Below are 15297 nucleotides of genomic sequence, written 5' to 3' on the forward strand. Positions count from 1 at the left end.
TGTCGTTTCGCCACGTTTGATTCCGTATTGCCGCTCGGGTCTGAAAGGACTCGACGGCCGCTGCCGTATGCAGAACTACTTGAACAGTGCGGCGATCTTCTCTTCCGGGCTGGCCGGTTCCGGCAGCGCATCGAGCGCTGCAGTACGGGGGAGGGCCACCCGGGGGTTCGCGAAGTCGCGGAACGTCTTGTCGCCCACCAGTTGTGCCAGCAGGTCTCCGGTCACCAGGGCCCGCACCCGCCGCTGGGTGCGCCGATCCGAGGTCGGCAATCCGAAGAACCCGGTCAGCCGGCGGCCCTGCGGCAAACCGGCCGGCGACACCTTGTCGATCACCCGCAGGGTGCAATGCTGCCAGGCATGGGCCAGCTCGATCGCGTTGGACCGCAGTGCCTTCGGGGCGTCGGGACTGCTGAAGACCACGCCCGGCACGTCCAGCCCCAACGCCGCCTGCTCGGCGGGCGGGGTGGTCGCGGTCGGGAAAATCGCTGCCACCGCTGTGGGTTTCACTGACAGTGTGGCTGCCGCGAAGATCGCGGCCGAACCGCCGAACCCGTGTCCGGCCACCGCGAGCCGATCGCGGTCGACACTGATCCGACCCGGCCCCAGCCGGACCTCGGTGGCGATCTCCAGGGCGCGGCCCAAATCAGCAGCCAGATCCAGTACCGAGGGCGCCAACCCCCGTCCGGTGTCGGGAGCCGCCGCCACGATGCCCCACGAGGCGAAGTGTTCCAGCAGTCCGGCGTAGCGGTCGGTTCCGGTCAGCCAGTCGTGGCCGAATGCCACCGCGGGAAGCCGGTACCCGGACTGTGGGGTGTACACCACCCCGGCCAGGCCGGCATAGGCCAGATCGCCGCGCAGGACGCGATGCGGTCCGGGTCGGGTCAACGCGGTGTAAAGGCGCTTGATGCTGGCCATCTGATGACCGTAACGCACGGGGGATTCGGCCAGGAGCACCTTGCTTGGCGCGCGACGGGTATCCCGCTGACCTGCGCGATTCATGGGGGCTGCCTGCCGGTGCACTACCCTGAACAGCTATGTGTGGAATCGTCGGCTACGTCGGGCAACGCCCTGCTCGCGACGTCGTCGTCGAGGCCCTGCGCCGCATGGAATACCGCGGCTATGACTCCGCGGGAATCGCCGTCGTCGACGGGATCGGGCAGCTGACCGTCCGGCGTCGCGCCGGCCGGCTGGCCAACCTGGAAGCCGAACTGGCCGCGACCGATCCCGCCCTGCTGGTCGGGGGCACCGGGCTGGGCCACACCCGCTGGGCCACCCACGGCCGCCCCACCGACCACAACGCCCACCCGCACTGCGACGCGGCCGGCAAGTTCGCCGTGGTGCACAACGGCATCATCGAGAATTTCGCGATGCTGCGCGACGAACTGGAACGCGCCGGGGTGGAGTTCACCAGCGAGACCGACAGCGAGGTGACCGTTCACCTGCTGGCCCGCCAGTACCGCGAGGGCGACACCGCCGGGGACTTCGTGGCCTCGGCGCTGGCGGTGCTGCGCCGACTGGAGGGCCACTTCACCGTGGTGTTCGCCCACGCTGATGAACCCGGCACCATCGTGGCGGCGCGTCGATCCACCCCGCTGGTGGTCGGTATCGGTGACGGCGAGATGTTCCTGGGCTCCGATGTGGCGGCGTTCATCCCGTACACCCGCGAAGCCGTCGAACTGGGCCAGGATCAGGCGGTGGTCATCACCGCCGATGGCTACCGCATCTCTGACTTCCACGGCAACGACGACACTGCCGCCGCTCGCCGATTTCACATCGACTGGGACCTGTCGGCCGCCGAGAAGGGCGGCTATGAGTACTTCATGCTCAAAGAGATCGCCGAGCAGCCCACCGCGGTGGCCGAGACTCTGCTGGGGCACTTCGAGGACGGCCGAATCGTTCTCGACGAGCAGCGCTTGAGCGACCAAGAGTTACGTGAGATCGACAAGGTGTTCGTCGTGGCCTGCGGCACCGCCTACCACTCCGGTCTGTTGGCCAAGTACGCGATCGAGCACTGGACGCGGTTGCCGGTGGAAGTCGAGCTGGCCAGTGAGTTCCGCTACCGGGACCCGGTGCTGGATCGCAGCACGCTGGTGGTGGCGATCAGCCAGTCCGGCGAGACTGCCGACACCCTCGAGGCTGTCCGGCACGCCAAGGAGCAGAAGGCCAAGGTACTCGCGGTCTGCAACACCAACGGCTCGCAGATTCCCCGGGAGTGCGACGCGGTGCTCTACACCCGGGCCGGGCCGGAGATCGGCGTCGCCTCCACGAAGACGTTCCTGGCGCAGATCACCGCGAACTACCTGGTCGGTCTGGCGCTGGCGCAGGCCCGGGGCACCAAATACCCCGACGAGGTCGAGCACGAGTACCGGCAACTGGAGGCGATGCCCGACCTGGTGTCGCACGTGCTGAGTGGCATCGATTCGGTCGCCGAGTTGGCGCGGCAGTTCGCGTCGTCCAGTGCGGTGCTCTTTCTCGGCCGCCACGTCGGTTACCCGGTGGCGCTGGAAGGCGCGCTCAAGCTCAAAGAGCTGGCCTATATGCATGCCGAGGGGTTTGCCGCCGGTGAACTCAAGCACGGCCCGATCGCACTGATCGAGGACGACCTTCCGGTGATCGTCGTGATGCCCTCGCCCAAGAACGCGGCGATGCTGCATTCCAAGCTGCTGTCCAATATTCGCGAGATCCAGGCCCGCGGTGCCGTCACCATCGTGATTGCCGAGGAGGGCGACGATACGGTGCGCCCCTACGCCGACCACCTGATCGAAATCCCTGCGGTGTCAACGTTGTACCAGCCGTTGTTGTCGACCATCCCGCTGCAGGTGTTTGCCGCCGGGGTGGCGCAGGCGCGCGGCTACGACGTGGACAAGCCGCGCAACCTGGCCAAGTCGGTCACCGTCGAGTAGCAGGAGCCCTTCAGTGCGGGAATTGTTGGCGGCGGCGTGCGCCGCGTTGGCAGTGCTTATTCCGGTACCCAACGCCGGTGCGGCGAACGAGGTTCCCGACCTCGACCCGCTTTTTGACGACAGCGGACCGCTGCCGGGCTCGGTGGCTGACCTCACCGGAATCCCGGATCTGGCATTTACCACCCCGTCGGGTCTGGCCTGCCGCAAAAGTCGCGGGAAGGTGACGCACAGTGTGGCCTGTGCCGGGAACCTGGTCGGCGCCCCGGCGGGAAGCCGCAGCGTGAGCCTGGGGACCGTCCATGCCGACGGCAACGGCCCGGCGCAGTTCATGCCGATGGCGCCCGCCGGGCTCCTCGGCGATCCCGGAAAGGTTCCGACGATCATGTTGGCGCCCGGTCACAAAATCGTGTTCTGGGACTTCTCACCCACCGAATCGCTGGTGTGCGGCGCTCCGATGGGCACCGAAGTGGCCTGCGTGCTCAAGGCCGCGCGCGAGAACAGCGCCAAGAGCGGCGGCCCGACGGTGACACACGGATTCGTCATCGCCGCCCCGCACAGCGACGTCTTCTAACCCGCCAACGGTTCGCGACACTGCCGGAAACCGGTTGCAGCAACTCGATTTGTGTGCCGTTGTCCGTCGAAAACTCGGCGGCAACCGCGGCGACGATGAGACGATGCAGCCGTTGCTGTCGACCGTCGAGCTGACATCAGGGAGAACGGGCTTGTCCAACGCCGATCCTGCCGTTCACTTCAACCGGCCCAGGCTGCTCCTGATCCTCGCTATGACGATCTTCTTCGTCGCGTCCTACGTCGTCACCGTCGCGCTGTATGAGCGCGCGGGATGCGGATGCCCGCGCCACCTCACCGAAGGACTGGCGTCGGCCGATGGCACGACCGTGACCGTCGACATCGAGGATCTCCAGACGGTGAAGGGAACCCTGACCGGCAAGGTCACCATCACCCCGGGGCCTGCACTGCTCGATCCGGTCAGGCACGGGCTCACCGAGGACCTGAGCATCGCGGTGCACTCCGCGGTCACGCCGACGAAGCGCACCTGGACCAAAGGCACGGTGCCCGGTGAGTTCCCGGTCCCCTTGACCATCTCCGGTAATTCGTCGAAGTGGCCGTTCGATCACTACCAGACCGGGCCCATCACCGTCGACGTCGTGCGTGGTGATGCCACGATTCCCGAACGGATGTCGGTGACGTTCGTGGACCACATCGCCGGTTGGAAGAACGAGATTGTCAGCGACCGCGAGGACGGTGGCCCGTACCGCATCACGCTGCACCGGTCGCCGAGCACGATGGCTTTTGGTGCCGTGATCGTCGGTGTTTTGATCGCCTTGGCCGCGGTGGCCGTTGTGGTCGCCAACCTGACGTTGCTGGGCTGGCGCAAGTTCCAGCCGCCGATGACAACCTGGTATGCGGCAATGCTTTTCGCGGTGGTCCCGCTGAGAAACGCGCTGCCCGACTCTCCGCCGATCGGATCCTGGATCGACGTCACGATCACGCTCTGGGTGATCGTCGCGCTGGTGATGTCGATGCTGCTGTACATCTACTGCTGGTGGCGCGACCTGAAACCCGAGCCGGTCACGCAGGCCTGACACGAGTGAGCGGCATGTCCGTCACCGTCGATGAATTCCATCTTGCCGATCCGGCTGACACGTGGCGCGCGGCCGGTTTCAGCGTGGACCCCGACGACGTCTGCCGGGTGGGTGACGTCCGGCTGCGGCTGTCCGGAGGCGGCAGCGGCATCCTGGGGTGGGTATTGCGGGGCCTACCCCAAGACGGCCCGCTCGACGGCATTCCCACCTCCCGTTCCGCCGCGGCGGCCGCGGAGCCGGCCACACATCCGAACGGCGTGACCTCGATCGATCATGTTGTGCTGTTGTCTCCCAACCTGTCTCGGACCGTGCAGGCGTTGGTCGCGGTCGGGCTGCAGTCGCGCCGGGTACGCGACGCCGAATTCGGCGGCCGGCCGATGCGGCAGATCTTCTTCCGGCTGGGGCCGGTGATCCTCGAAGTCGTCGGGTCGCCCGACGCCGCGGCGGACGGCCCGTCATCGCTGTGGGGTATCACCTACGTCGTCGCCGATATCGAGGCGACGGCGTCGTTCTTCGGCGAGCGCACGTTGCCGGTGAAGGACGCCGTGCAGCCCGGGCGCCGGATCACCACACTGCGGCATCGCGATCTGGGCATGTCGGTCCGCACCGCGATGATCTCGCCGCCTATTCTCAGCCGATGACCGAATCCACCGATCCTGATGGCGTCGGATCTCTTGCTCGCGGAACTACACCGCTCGCCGAATCCACCGATGACGTGGTCGTCATCCACACCGACGGTGGGTGCCGGCCCAACCCGGGTCCCGGCGGTTGGGGCGCGGTGCTGCGCATGCGCCACCACGTCCGCGAGATGTGCGGTGGCGAGCCCGGCGAGACGAGCAACAACCGGATGGAGCTGACCGCTCCGATCGCGGCGCTGGAAGCCCTCACCCGGCCCGTGGTGGTACATCTGCACACTGACAGCACCTACGTGCGCAATGGCATCACCAAGTGGGTGTCGGGCTGGGAGCGCAACGGCTGGCTGACCGCCGCCAAGCAGCCGGTGAAGAACGTCGACCTGTGGCAACGGCTTCAGGCCGCCTGCGCGCGTCACCAGGTCGAGTGGTTCTGGGTGAAAGGCCATTCCGGGGTTGCCGACAACGAGCTGGCCGATGAGCTGGCGACGCGGGGTCTGCGGGAAGCGATCGCCGATGCGGCCAGGCGCGCTTCCTCGGTGAGCGCCACGTAGGAGTCAGCCGCCCACCGCAGCGAGATAGCCGCCTATGCCCACAGCGCACGCCACGGCGGTCAGCACCAAGGTCGCGACGGCGTAGGGCCAGGCCCGGTGACGGCGCACCAGTCGCACGATGGTCACCGCCGTTCCGATCGCGCCGACCGCAGCGGCAGCCGCGAATCCGGTCATGATTGCCGTGACGCCTGCATCGATATTGCAGGTTGCGGGCGGGCAGTAGTCGGTGAAGGCCATCATGAACAGTCCCAGGACCGCGGCCACAGCACCGCCGACGAACGTCAGGACCAGTGCTGAGACAGACCCGGCGAGATCGCCCCGCGAGATCGGCGGTTTCGGTGGTGGCTGGCGCTGGGTCATCTTCGGGGATGCTACCGATGCGCGTGCTCGCGGAGGCGAGGTTCGGGTGCCGTGGATGCACGCGGTGGGCCGATGACGTTGACCGCAGCGCCCGTCGCTCGTAGTTTCAAGAGTTCACGGCGAACAAGGAGGCTCCGCTTGGCGTGGCGGGAACTGGCAGTGGCGATCGCCTCGGTGGCGGCGTCGATGGCGGTCCCCGACGCCGTAGCGGCCCCGGGTGTCCCCGACTTGGGTTCTTTGATCGACGACAGTGGGCCGCTGCCCGGTTCGGTCAGTGACCTGCAGGAGGTCCCCAACGTGGTCTTCGCGACCGACTCCGGGCTGCTCTGCAGGATGCGGCAGGGCAAGATCACTCACGACGTCAACTGTGCCGGCGACCTTCCGGGGGCGCCGCGCGGCGCCGGAGCGGTAGAGCTGCCCGGAATCTACGGCAAGGAAAGCATTCCGGCGCGTTTCCTTCCCGCTGCGCCGGACGCTCTGGCCGCCGCAAACCCGCCGGCCGCAAAGCTTCCGGTGGGCCACAAGATCGTGTTCTGGGACTTCTCACCCGCCCAGTCGATGGTCTGCGGGGTCCCGCCGTCCACCGATTTGGTCTGTGTGCTCAAAGAACCCCAGGTGTCCGGTGCGGAGGGTCCGGTGGCCACCCACGGCTTCGTCATCGCCGCACCGCAGAGCTGGGTCTTCTAGGCCAGTCACGGATGCCGGGCGGTGACTCCACCGTCGACGACGATCTGGGTTCCGGTGATGAACGACGCCCGCGGCGACATCAGGAACGCCACCGCCTGGGCCACCTCGGCCGGTTGACCGATTCGGCCCAACGGCGCAGCGGCCACAAAGCCGGCCGCGACCTCTTCGACGTCGAGCGCGATCTGCAGCATCGGGGTTTCGATGAAGCCGGGGCAGACCGCGTTGACGCGGATTCCGGCCGGGCCCAACTGGGCGGCCATCGACCTGGTCAGCCCCAGCAGTCCGGCCTTGGAGGCGCAGTAGGCGGGGATGAACGGGTTGGCGGTCAAGCCCTCGATGCTCGAAATGCCGACCACCGCCGGGTCGCCACCGGCCCGGGCGACAGCCTCCAGATGCGGCAGCATCAACTGCACGAGCATCGCCTGCGCGCGCAGGTTGACATCCATTACCGCATCCCAGGATTCGGCGGTGTAGGCGCCTACCGGTTCGGGCAGAACCCGGCCCGCGGCGTGCACCAAACCGTCGATGCCATCGAGTGCCTCGGCCGCGACCGCGACCGCGGCGGGCATGCCGGCGTCGTCGCACACGTCGACCACCGCGCCGGGCATCCCCAAACTCTCGGCCACCTCCTGGACCGCCGGGGCGATGTCCCACAACGCAACCCGGCGCCCCTCGGCGACAAGGGCTTGGGCGCAGGCCCGGCCGATCCCCGATGCCGCCCCGGTGATGACAACTCCGCTCACCTGCGCGCTCCCTCTGTGATGACGAACTGCGACCAATCCGGTTCACGCACCGCCGACCAGTACTCGTCGAGCCGCCACGGGCTCACCGTGTGGATCTCGCCGTCGGCGTTTTTGAAGTAGGAATGCTTGATCGCCGGATGAGCCCAGACCGTCTGGGCGATCGCGGCCTGGGTGGCCTGCTGCCACTCGGTGGCGGCCTGCACGGTCGGCTCGATCGAGTGCAGCTGTTCACCGGCGAGCTTGGCTAGGCAGGCGTCGATGTAGCGCATCTCCAACTCGGAGTTGAAGATCAGGCTGCCGCCGTGTGCCAGATGCGCCCCGGGCCCGTAGAGCACAAAGAAGTTCGGGAAGCCGGGCACGGTGATGCCCAGGTGTGCATACGGTTTGTTGCCCCACAGCGCGTGTAGATCGGTGCCGCCGCGGCCGGTGATGCGCATCGGCCACAACACGTCGGTGTGCCGAAAGCCGGTGGCGTACACGATCACGTCCACCTCGTGGTGGACGCCGTCGTCGGTCTCCACCCCTTGCGGGGTGATCGAGCGTATCGGGGTGCGGATCAGCTCGACATTGTCGCGCCGCAGGGTTTTGAGCCAGGTTCCGTTGTCCTGCAGGGTGCGCTTGCCGGTCGCCGGATAGTCCGGCAGTACCTTGGCCAGCAGCTCGTCGTCGTCACCCACCTGATCGGTGATCCAGGCGGTGAACATCTGCCGGGCCAGGGCGTTGATCTCGCTCACCGCGTAGTCCTGGTCGGGATAGTCCGGGTCTACCCGGGCGGCCTCCAGTCCCTTGTCGGCGCCGGGCCACAGCAGCAGGAAGCGGTACCAGCGGCCGTAGAACGGCAGGTGCTGCAACGCCCAGTGCACCCCGTCTTCGACGGCGTCGTGATACATCGGGTTGGGGAACATCCACTGTGCGGTGCGCTGAAACACCGTGAGGTGCGCTACCTTCTCCGCGATCGCGGGTGCGATCTGAAATCCGCTGGCACCGGCCCCGATCAGTGCTACCCGCTTACCGGTCAGGTCGACGCTGTGGTCCCACGCCGCGGAGTGAAATGCGCGTCCGGCGAAGCTGTCCGACCCGTCGAGATCGGGCAGATGCGGCCGGTTGAGCTGACCGACCGCGGTGATCACCGCGCGCGCCGGCAGCGTGGACTGCGAACCGTCGGCGGCGCGAGTGGTCAAGGTCCAGGTTCCGATGCCCTCGTCCCAGACGGCGTCGGTGACCTCGGTGCCCCACCGAATGTGCTCGTTCAGGCCATGTTTGATGACCAGATCGGTGAAGTATGCCCGCAGCTCGGGCTGTTCGGCGAAGTAGTGGCCCCAGTCGTTGTTGGGTTCGAAACTGTAGCAGTAGAAGTGGTTCGCGACGTCCACCCGGGCTCCGGGATAGTCGTTCTCCCACCAGGTTCCGCCCGGGCCCTCGTTCTTCTCGATGATCGTGAAGGGAATACCGGCCTGCGCGAGCCGGATTCCGGCCAGCACACCCGATTCGCCGCAGCCGACCACCACCACCGACAGCTCCGCGGCGCGTGCCGGGTCCAGGGGTGCGGGCCGTCGTGGATCGCGGCCTTCGAGGTCGAGTTCTTCGGAGAGCAACCCCAGGTAGGCGTCGGGCACGGTCTCGCAGGCCGCCCAGTCCATCATCTCCTTGACCAGCTCGGCGGGCAGGGGAGCGGGCTGCGGGCAGCCACGGTCGCGATAGTCGATGATCACCGGCAGCGCTTCGGCGCGGGCGCGGGCCTTGTCCTCCTCGGACATGAACCCCTGGATCTCGTTGAGGAAGATCCCGTTCTGCCGGAACTCCCGGATGAAGCGGGGGTCGCCGGTGATGTGCACGCACGACAGCAACAAGGTGGGGATCGAGACCTGCTCCAAAGCGGCGGCGATCTCGGAATCGGTGGTGGTGAACGGTTCCCCGGCGTAGCGGTTGCGCAACGGCTCGGCCCTTCCCCTGTATTCGCTACTGTGCGACGCGAAATTGAGTCGGACGATACGCGAGGCGCTGAGGCTGATCAAGGGTTGGGTGCGGTGGCGCCGGCTCCCGGCGCGGTCAGCTCACCCGGCGGCGTCGATCTTCGTGGTGATCGAGGCGAGGATTTCCTGCGCCGCGGTGGCCGGGATGCTGTTACCGCAGACATCGGCCTGCGCGACGAGGTTGTTGCGGATGGTCAGGGCGTCCTGGCATGACCAGCCACCGCCGCCCTCACTGATCGCTGTTGTCTTGACGAGCTCATCGGACTCGGTGACCTCGGTGACGGTCCAGAAGACGCGCGGCTCATTGTCGCCAGGGGTCACGGTCATGTTCAGGGTGCGGCCGGCGCACCTTTTCCACTTGTCGCGCTGCTTGGTGTAGAAGGCCTGCGCGTTGTCCGCCCGGGGAAAGGCCGCCACCGATACCAGCAGGCCGTGCTTCAGGTCGTGGGTGTCGATGTCGGGTGGGCTGTACCAGCGTTGCCAGCGGATGGCGGTCCAGCCGGTGCCGGCGTAGACGGGTCCCGAGGCGACCGAACTGATGCCCTGGCAGTCGGCGTCCACCACGGTGACCTCATCCATCGCCTCACCACTGGCCACGACGCCGAGTTCGGGATCGGCCACCGCCGCGGCGAGGACTTCCTGCCGGGGCAGCAACCCCTCGATCTTGGAAACCGGCACCGGTGCCTTGTCAGTGGATGCCGACGCTGTCGCCGGGGTCGTCGTCTTTGCGGCGGGCTTGGCAGTGTCGTGCTGGCCGCGCCCGGACAGTGTCACGGTGAGCACGACGCCGATCACCGCGATCACGGCGACCGTGGCCAACAGCGTCCACACCTTGCGGCGGTTGGGCCCTGGCGACCACGGTGGGGGACCGCCGAGCCCAGGCGGCAGCAGCGGCGGCGGGAACGGTCCCCCCGGAACCGGCGGGATGGGCTGGTTCATGGGCGCGAAGGGGGGCTGCTGGTATGGATTGGGCGTCGGACCGTGCGGTTCGTTCATGAGGTGCCCCCAGATCCCCTCGGGGCCGATCGCAGGCGGATGGGCCCGATTTTCCCAGAGGCTATCAGCGGATGGTCTGTCCGTGTCTGCATCAGCCGTGCGACGCTGTACGCCGTGGCCGACGTCAGAACGCGCCTGGCTGCGGTGTGGCACTTCGTGCACACCGCGCCGCTGACTTACCTATGGCTGGCGGTGCTGGGCGTCACCACCGTCATCCAGCACCTGGTCGGCCCGCGCCTGCACACCATGCTCGTCGAGCAGTCCACCAACCTGCATCACCTGGCCACCGACCCGCTGGAGGTGCTGGTCTCCAGCCTGTTGTGGATCGACGGCAAGGACTGGTCGCCGTATCTGGTGCTGTTCACCCTGTTTCTGGCCCCGGCCGAACACTGGCTGGGGCACCTGCGCTGGCTGATGGTCGGATTGATCTCCCACGTCGGCGCCACCTATGTCAGTGAGGGCGCGCTCTACGCACTGATTCACCTGCACCGCGAATCGGAGCGGTTGACCTTCGCCCGCGACATCGGCGTCAGCTACTTCCTGGTGGGCGTGATGGCAGTGCTCACCTACCGCATCCGTCGGCCGTGGCGCTGGGCCTACCTGGCCGGTCTGGTCGTCATCTTCACCGTGCCTCTGCTCATCAATCCCGACTTCACCGCGATCGGCCACGCCGCCGCGGTGGTCATCGGATTGTGCTGTTACCCGCTGACTCACCCCCACCATCCGCCGCGACATCCCCCGAGCGTCGTCGGCGGCCACTAGCCTGACAATCGCGGGCAGTCCGAGGAGGGCAAGTGCGGCATTACTACAGCGTCGAGGTCATTCGCGCTGCCGAAGCACCGCTGTTGGCGAGCCTGCCCGACGGTGTGTTGATGCGCCGGGCCGCGTTTGGGCTGGCGACCGCGATCGCTCGGGAGCTGGCCGCGCGCACCGGCGGGACCGCCGGACGCAACGTGTGCGCGGTGGTGGGGTCCGGCGACAACGGCGGCGATGCGCTGTGGGCGGCCACGCTGCTGCGCCGGCGCGGCGTGGCGGCCAGCGCCATCCTGCTCGACCCTGCGCGCGCCCACGCCAAAGGGCTTGCAGCGTTCCGGCGTGCCGGCGGCCGGATCGTTGACACCGTGCCGCCCGCAACAGATCTGGTGATCGACGGAGTGGTCGGCATCTCTGGGCGCGGCCCGTTGCGGCCGAACGCCGCCGAAGTCTTCGCCGCGGTTGAGGCGGCGGGCATTCCGGTGGTGGCTGTCGACATCCCCAGCGGCTTGGATCCGCACACCGGCGCGGCGGACGGTCCCGCGGTGAACGCCGCGCTCACCGTCACCTTCGGTGGCCTCAAACCGGTGCACGCGCTGGGGCAGTGCGGGCGGGTCGAGCTCATCGAGATCGGCCTGGACCTGCCGGACACCGACATTCATTCGTTGACCGCTGCCGACGTCGAGGCCTGCTGGCCGGCGCCCGGCCCCCGCGACGACAAATACACCCAGGGCGTCACTGGAATCCTGGCCGGCTCGGCGACCTACCCGGGCGCGGCGATCCTGTGTGCCGGGGCAGCGGTGGCGGCCACCTCTGGCATGGTGCGCTACGCCGGAAACGCTGATGCCCAAGTGGTTTCGCACTGGCCTGAGGTGGTGGCGGCGCCCAGCCCGGCAGCCGCCGGGAAGGTGCAGGCGTGGGCAGTCGGTCCCGGTCTTGGCACCGGCGAGCAGGCTGCTGCCGCACTGTGGTTCGCGCTCGGCACCGATCTTCCAGTGATCGTCGACGCGGACGCGCTCACCATCCTGGCCGCCCACCCGTCGCTGGTGGCCGACCGCACCGCCCCGACCGTGCTCACCCCGCATGCCGGCGAATACGCCCGCCTAGCCGGACACCCGCCCGGGCCGGACCGGGTGGGCGCGGCCCGCGAGCTGGCCGACCGATTCGGGGCCACGGTGCTGTTGAAAGGCAATGTCACCGTGGTAGCGGACCCCTCCGGCGGTTCAGCGAGGCTCGACGCAGGAGAGGCGAAGCTGGGAGCGCCGCATGAACCCGGCGGTTCAGCGAGGCTCGACGCAGGAGAGGCGAAGCTGGGAGCGCCGCATGAACCCGGCGGTTCAGCGAGGCTCGACGCAGGAGAGGCGAAGCTGGGGCCGGCGCATCAGGCCGGCCCGGTTTACCTCAACCCGGCCGGCGGATCCTGGGCGGCCACCGCAGGTTCCGGTGATGTGCTGTCCGGGATGATCGGCGCGCTGTTGGCTTCGGGGCTGCCTCCCGCTCAGGCCGCTGCCGCCGCCGCGTTCGTGCACACCCGCGCCGCCGCCGCCTCGGCCGCCGACCCCGGACCCGGTGACACCCCGACGTCGGCCTCGCGCATCCTGGCCCACATCCGTACCGCCCTGGCCCAGCTATAGAGGAGAGTCTCAGTGACCCATTCGCACCCGTCCGTGCCGGCGCATGCCATCGCTCCCGCCTACACCGGCCGGATGTTCACCTCGCCGGTCCCGGCGTTGCGGTTGCCCGACGACCCGATGGACCCGCAGACCGCCTACCGCTTCATCCACGACGAGTTGATGCTCGACGGCAGTTCCCGGCTGAATCTGGCCACGTTCGTCACCACCTGGATGGATCCCGAGGGGTCGACGCTGATGGCGGAGTCGTTCGACAAGAACATGATCGACAAGGACGAATACCCGGCCACCGCGGCCATTGAGCAGCGCTGCGTGTCCATGGTCGCCGATCTGTTCCACGCCGAGAACCTGCGCGACGATGACCCCGCCAGCGCGATCGGGGTGTCCACCGTCGGGTCCAGTGAGGCGGTGATGCTGGGCGGGCTGGCGATGAAGTGGCGCTGGCGCCAGCAGGTCGGCGACGACTGGAAAGGCCGCACCCCGAACCTGGTGATGGGCTCCAATGTCCAGGTGGTGTGGGAGAAGTTCTGCCGCTACTTCGACGTCGAACCCCGTTACCTGCCGATGGCCGAAGACCGCTACGTGATCACGCCCGAGCAGGTGATCGACGCCGTCGACGAGAACACCATCGGGGTGGTGGGCATCCTGGGCACCACCTACACCGGCGAGCTCGAACCCATCGAGCAGATCTGTGCGGCACTGGACACCCTTGCCGCCGGCGGCGGGCCGGACGTGCCGGTGCACGTGGACGCGGCCAGCGGGGGCTTCGTGGTGCCCTTCTTGCACCCAGGCCTTAAGTGGGATTTCCGGCTGCCGCGGGTGGTCTCGATCAACGTCAGCGGCCACAAGTACGGCCTGACCTATCCGGGCATCGGCTTCGTGGTGTGGCGCAACGCCGACTATCTGCCCGAGGAGCTGGTGTTCCGGGTCAACTACCTGGGCGGCGATATGCCGACGTTCACGCTGAATTTCTCCCGGCCGGGCAACCAGGTCGTCGGCCAGTACTACAACTTCCTGCGGCTGGGCCGCGCCGGCTACACCGAGGTGATGCGGACCCTGTCCGACACCGCCCGCTGGCTGAGCCATCAGTTGGCCGCTTCGGAGCACTTCGAGGTGATCAGCGACGGTTCGGCGATCCCGGTGGTGAGCTGCCGGCTGGCCGGCGAGCGCGGCTACACCGAGTTCGACGTGTCCCACGAGTTGCGCACGTTCGGCTGGCAGGTGCCGGCCTACACCATGCCGGAGGGGGCCGAGGACGTCGCGGTGTTGCGCGTCGTGGTCCGCGAGGGGCTGTCGGCGGACCTTGCCCGCGCGCTCTTCGACGACATCATGAAATCGGTGACCGCCCTGGACAGGCTCAAGCCGGCGGGCCATTACGACGATCAGCAGCACTTTTCGCACTGAGCCTTCCCGCCGAGTGTGCGGTTTGGTCGGGAAAATGACCCGTGGCCCGACTAAACCACACACTCGATGCGGGGTCACCAGGTTTTCGGGCAGCCGCGGCCGACCAGAGCCGCCCCGACTCGGTCCAGGAACCGGCCAGGAGCCACATGCAGCGTGCGACTCGTCAGCTTCATGTCGACCCAGCCGAGTTCGAGAAGGGCGTTGTAGCGCTCGGCGTCACGCTCCCGCTGCTTGGGATCGGTCCAATGGTGGGCGCCCTCGAAGTCCACGCCTACCAAGTACTCCTTCCAGCCCATGTCGACTACGGCGACGAGTTGGCCGTAGTCGCCATACACCGGAATCTGGGTCTGGGGCCGCGGAAAACCGGCCTGCATGAGGATCAACCGCGTGAGCGATTCGTATGGTGACTCGGCGCCGCCGTCGACAAGCGGCAGCGTTTCGTCGAGTTGCCGCAGGCCCCGCGCACCGCGGTGAGCGTCGGCCACCGCCTCCACATCGACAATCTTGAGATCAGTGGCGTTCATCAGGGCGTCGATACGCTGAACGCCCTCGCTGAGAGCCAGGCGCCTTCCCAGGTCGAACGCGGTGCGCGCGGCCGTGGTCACCGGCAGTCCGCTCACTACTCGAACTTCGCCGGCCAGCAGTGTGTCGGTGTGCACGGTGAGCAGCGGTGGTGCCCGCCGGTTGCTGTGGACGAGTTCCGCGGGTTTGTCGGAGTCGATCCACTTAGCGCCGAGCATCGCCGATGCCGACAACCCGGCGAGCACGCCCCGCCGACGCGACCAGAGCCAGGCGGCCCGGGCCCGCTGCGTCGCCGAGAGCGCTGCCTCGCGCGGCACCCAAACGCCGGGGTAGACGGCGGTGTAGTCGCGCCGCAGTGGGGCACGGGTCACCGCGCCGACGGCCAGCGCCTCGGACGCCCGAAATGGCCCCTGCCGGGTTCGCATGTCAGCAGGTTGGCACGCGGGCGGGTCGCGGTGCCGCCGCTGATTCACTGGCCGCCGCCGAGGGTGTGTTCTCGGTCGCAAAACGGCCGCTGAGCCGATCAAACCCCACC

General features: G+C 67.9%; 15 protein-coding genes. 9 read left to right on the plus strand and 6 right to left on the minus strand.

From position 1 onward, the window contains the following. Nucleotides 1-75: 75 nt before the first annotated feature. On the minus strand, nucleotides 76-915 hold the full coding sequence (locus EJK91_RS11135; RefSeq protein ID WP_125078959.1) for a dienelactone hydrolase family protein: 840 nt from the start codon (nucleotides 913-915) through the stop codon (nucleotides 76-78). A gap of 119 nt (nucleotides 916-1034) precedes the next feature. On the opposite strand from EJK91_RS11135, the gene glmS reads away from it, so the two are divergent. From glmS to rnhA, 5 genes are all read left to right on the plus strand, one after another. Then, nucleotides 1035-2903: a glutamine--fructose-6-phosphate transaminase (isomerizing) gene (gene glmS, locus EJK91_RS11140; protein ID WP_024443796.1), complete on the plus strand. Its 1869-nt coding sequence runs from the start codon at nucleotides 1035-1037 to the stop codon at nucleotides 2901-2903. Between the two features lie 13 nt (nucleotides 2904-2916). After that, on the plus strand, nucleotides 2917-3474 hold the full coding sequence (locus tag EJK91_RS11145; protein WP_024443797.1) for a hypothetical protein: 558 nt from the start codon (nucleotides 2917-2919) through the stop codon (nucleotides 3472-3474). Nucleotides 3475-3685: 211 nt separating this feature from the next. Next, the gene (locus tag EJK91_RS11150; RefSeq protein WP_046301270.1) at nucleotides 3686-4507 is read left to right on the plus strand and encodes a DUF4436 domain-containing protein; all 822 of its coding nucleotides are present in this window, start codon (nucleotides 3686-3688) and stop codon (nucleotides 4505-4507) included. Nucleotides 4508-4521: 14 nt separating this feature from the next. After that, a complete protein-coding gene (locus EJK91_RS11155) occupies nucleotides 4522-5148 on the plus strand; it encodes a VOC family protein (protein WP_125078960.1) in 627 nt (208 codons plus the stop codon). Further along, nucleotides 5145-5693: a ribonuclease HI gene (gene rnhA / locus EJK91_RS11160; RefSeq protein WP_024443800.1), complete on the plus strand. Its 549-nt coding sequence runs from the start codon at nucleotides 5145-5147 to the stop codon at nucleotides 5691-5693. The genes EJK91_RS11155 and rnhA overlap by 4 nt, the downstream gene beginning before the upstream one ends. Nucleotides 5694-5696: 3 nt before the next feature. Here the strand turns inward: rnhA and EJK91_RS11165 are convergent, their stop codons facing one another. Continuing rightward, on the minus strand, nucleotides 5697-6053 hold the full coding sequence (locus tag EJK91_RS11165) for a hypothetical protein (RefSeq protein WP_046301265.1): 357 nt from the start codon (nucleotides 6051-6053) through the stop codon (nucleotides 5697-5699). 138 nt (nucleotides 6054-6191) lie between these two features. On the opposite strand from EJK91_RS11165, the gene EJK91_RS11170 reads away from it, so the two are divergent. Beyond that, on the plus strand, nucleotides 6192-6740 hold the full coding sequence (locus tag EJK91_RS11170; protein WP_125078961.1) for a hypothetical protein: 549 nt from the start codon (nucleotides 6192-6194) through the stop codon (nucleotides 6738-6740). Nucleotides 6741-6745: 5 nt separating this feature from the next. On the opposite strand, the gene EJK91_RS11175 is transcribed toward EJK91_RS11170, so the two are convergent. The 3 genes from EJK91_RS11175 to EJK91_RS11185 all read right to left on the minus strand — a co-directional run bounded on the left by EJK91_RS11175 (nucleotide 6746) and on the right by EJK91_RS11185 (nucleotide 10395). Then, nucleotides 6746-7483, minus strand: coding sequence for an SDR family NAD(P)-dependent oxidoreductase (locus EJK91_RS11175; RefSeq protein WP_024443803.1), 738 nt, complete (start codon nucleotides 7481-7483; stop codon nucleotides 6746-6748). Further along, a complete protein-coding gene (locus EJK91_RS11180) occupies nucleotides 7480-9417 on the minus strand; it encodes a flavin-containing monooxygenase (protein WP_125078962.1) in 1938 nt (645 codons plus the stop codon). The genes EJK91_RS11175 and EJK91_RS11180 overlap by 4 nt, the downstream gene beginning before the upstream one ends. Before the next feature lie 120 nt (nucleotides 9418-9537). Further along, nucleotides 9538-10395 carry a sensor domain-containing protein gene (locus tag EJK91_RS11185; RefSeq protein ID WP_081654638.1) on the minus strand — a complete coding sequence of 286 codons (858 nt, stop codon included), beginning with the start codon at nucleotides 10393-10395 and terminating at the stop codon, nucleotides 9538-9540. A gap of 171 nt (nucleotides 10396-10566) precedes the next feature. Between EJK91_RS11185 and EJK91_RS11190 the strand changes: the two genes are divergently transcribed. From EJK91_RS11190 to EJK91_RS11200, 3 genes are read left to right on the plus strand one after another with little or no spacing between them, the layout of a single operon-like run. Continuing rightward, nucleotides 10567-11214 carry a rhomboid-like protein gene (locus tag EJK91_RS11190; RefSeq protein WP_046301272.1) on the plus strand — a complete coding sequence of 216 codons (648 nt, stop codon included), beginning with the start codon at nucleotides 10567-10569 and terminating at the stop codon, nucleotides 11212-11214. A 32-nt stretch (nucleotides 11215-11246) separates the two neighbouring features. Continuing rightward, nucleotides 11247-12839, plus strand: a complete 1593-nt coding sequence (locus EJK91_RS11195) for an NAD(P)H-hydrate epimerase (protein WP_125078963.1) — start codon at nucleotides 11247-11249, stop codon at nucleotides 12837-12839. Nucleotides 12840-12851: 12 nt separating this feature from the next. After that, the gene (locus EJK91_RS11200) at nucleotides 12852-14240 is read left to right on the plus strand and encodes a glutamate decarboxylase (RefSeq protein WP_125078964.1); all 1389 of its coding nucleotides are present in this window, start codon (nucleotides 12852-12854) and stop codon (nucleotides 14238-14240) included. 74 nt (nucleotides 14241-14314) lie between these two features. Here EJK91_RS11200 and EJK91_RS11205 read toward each other — a convergent pair whose 3' ends face one another. After that, the gene (locus EJK91_RS11205; protein WP_125078965.1) at nucleotides 14315-15187 is read right to left on the minus strand and encodes a hypothetical protein; all 873 of its coding nucleotides are present in this window, start codon (nucleotides 15185-15187) and stop codon (nucleotides 14315-14317) included. Nucleotides 15188-15297: the final 110 nt, after the last annotated feature.

Origin of the sequence: Mycobacterium sp. P7213, from assembly GCF_900604305.1 — a bacterium.
In the GTDB taxonomy this organism is placed as follows: domain Bacteria; phylum Actinomycetota; class Actinomycetes; order Mycobacteriales; family Mycobacteriaceae; genus Mycobacterium.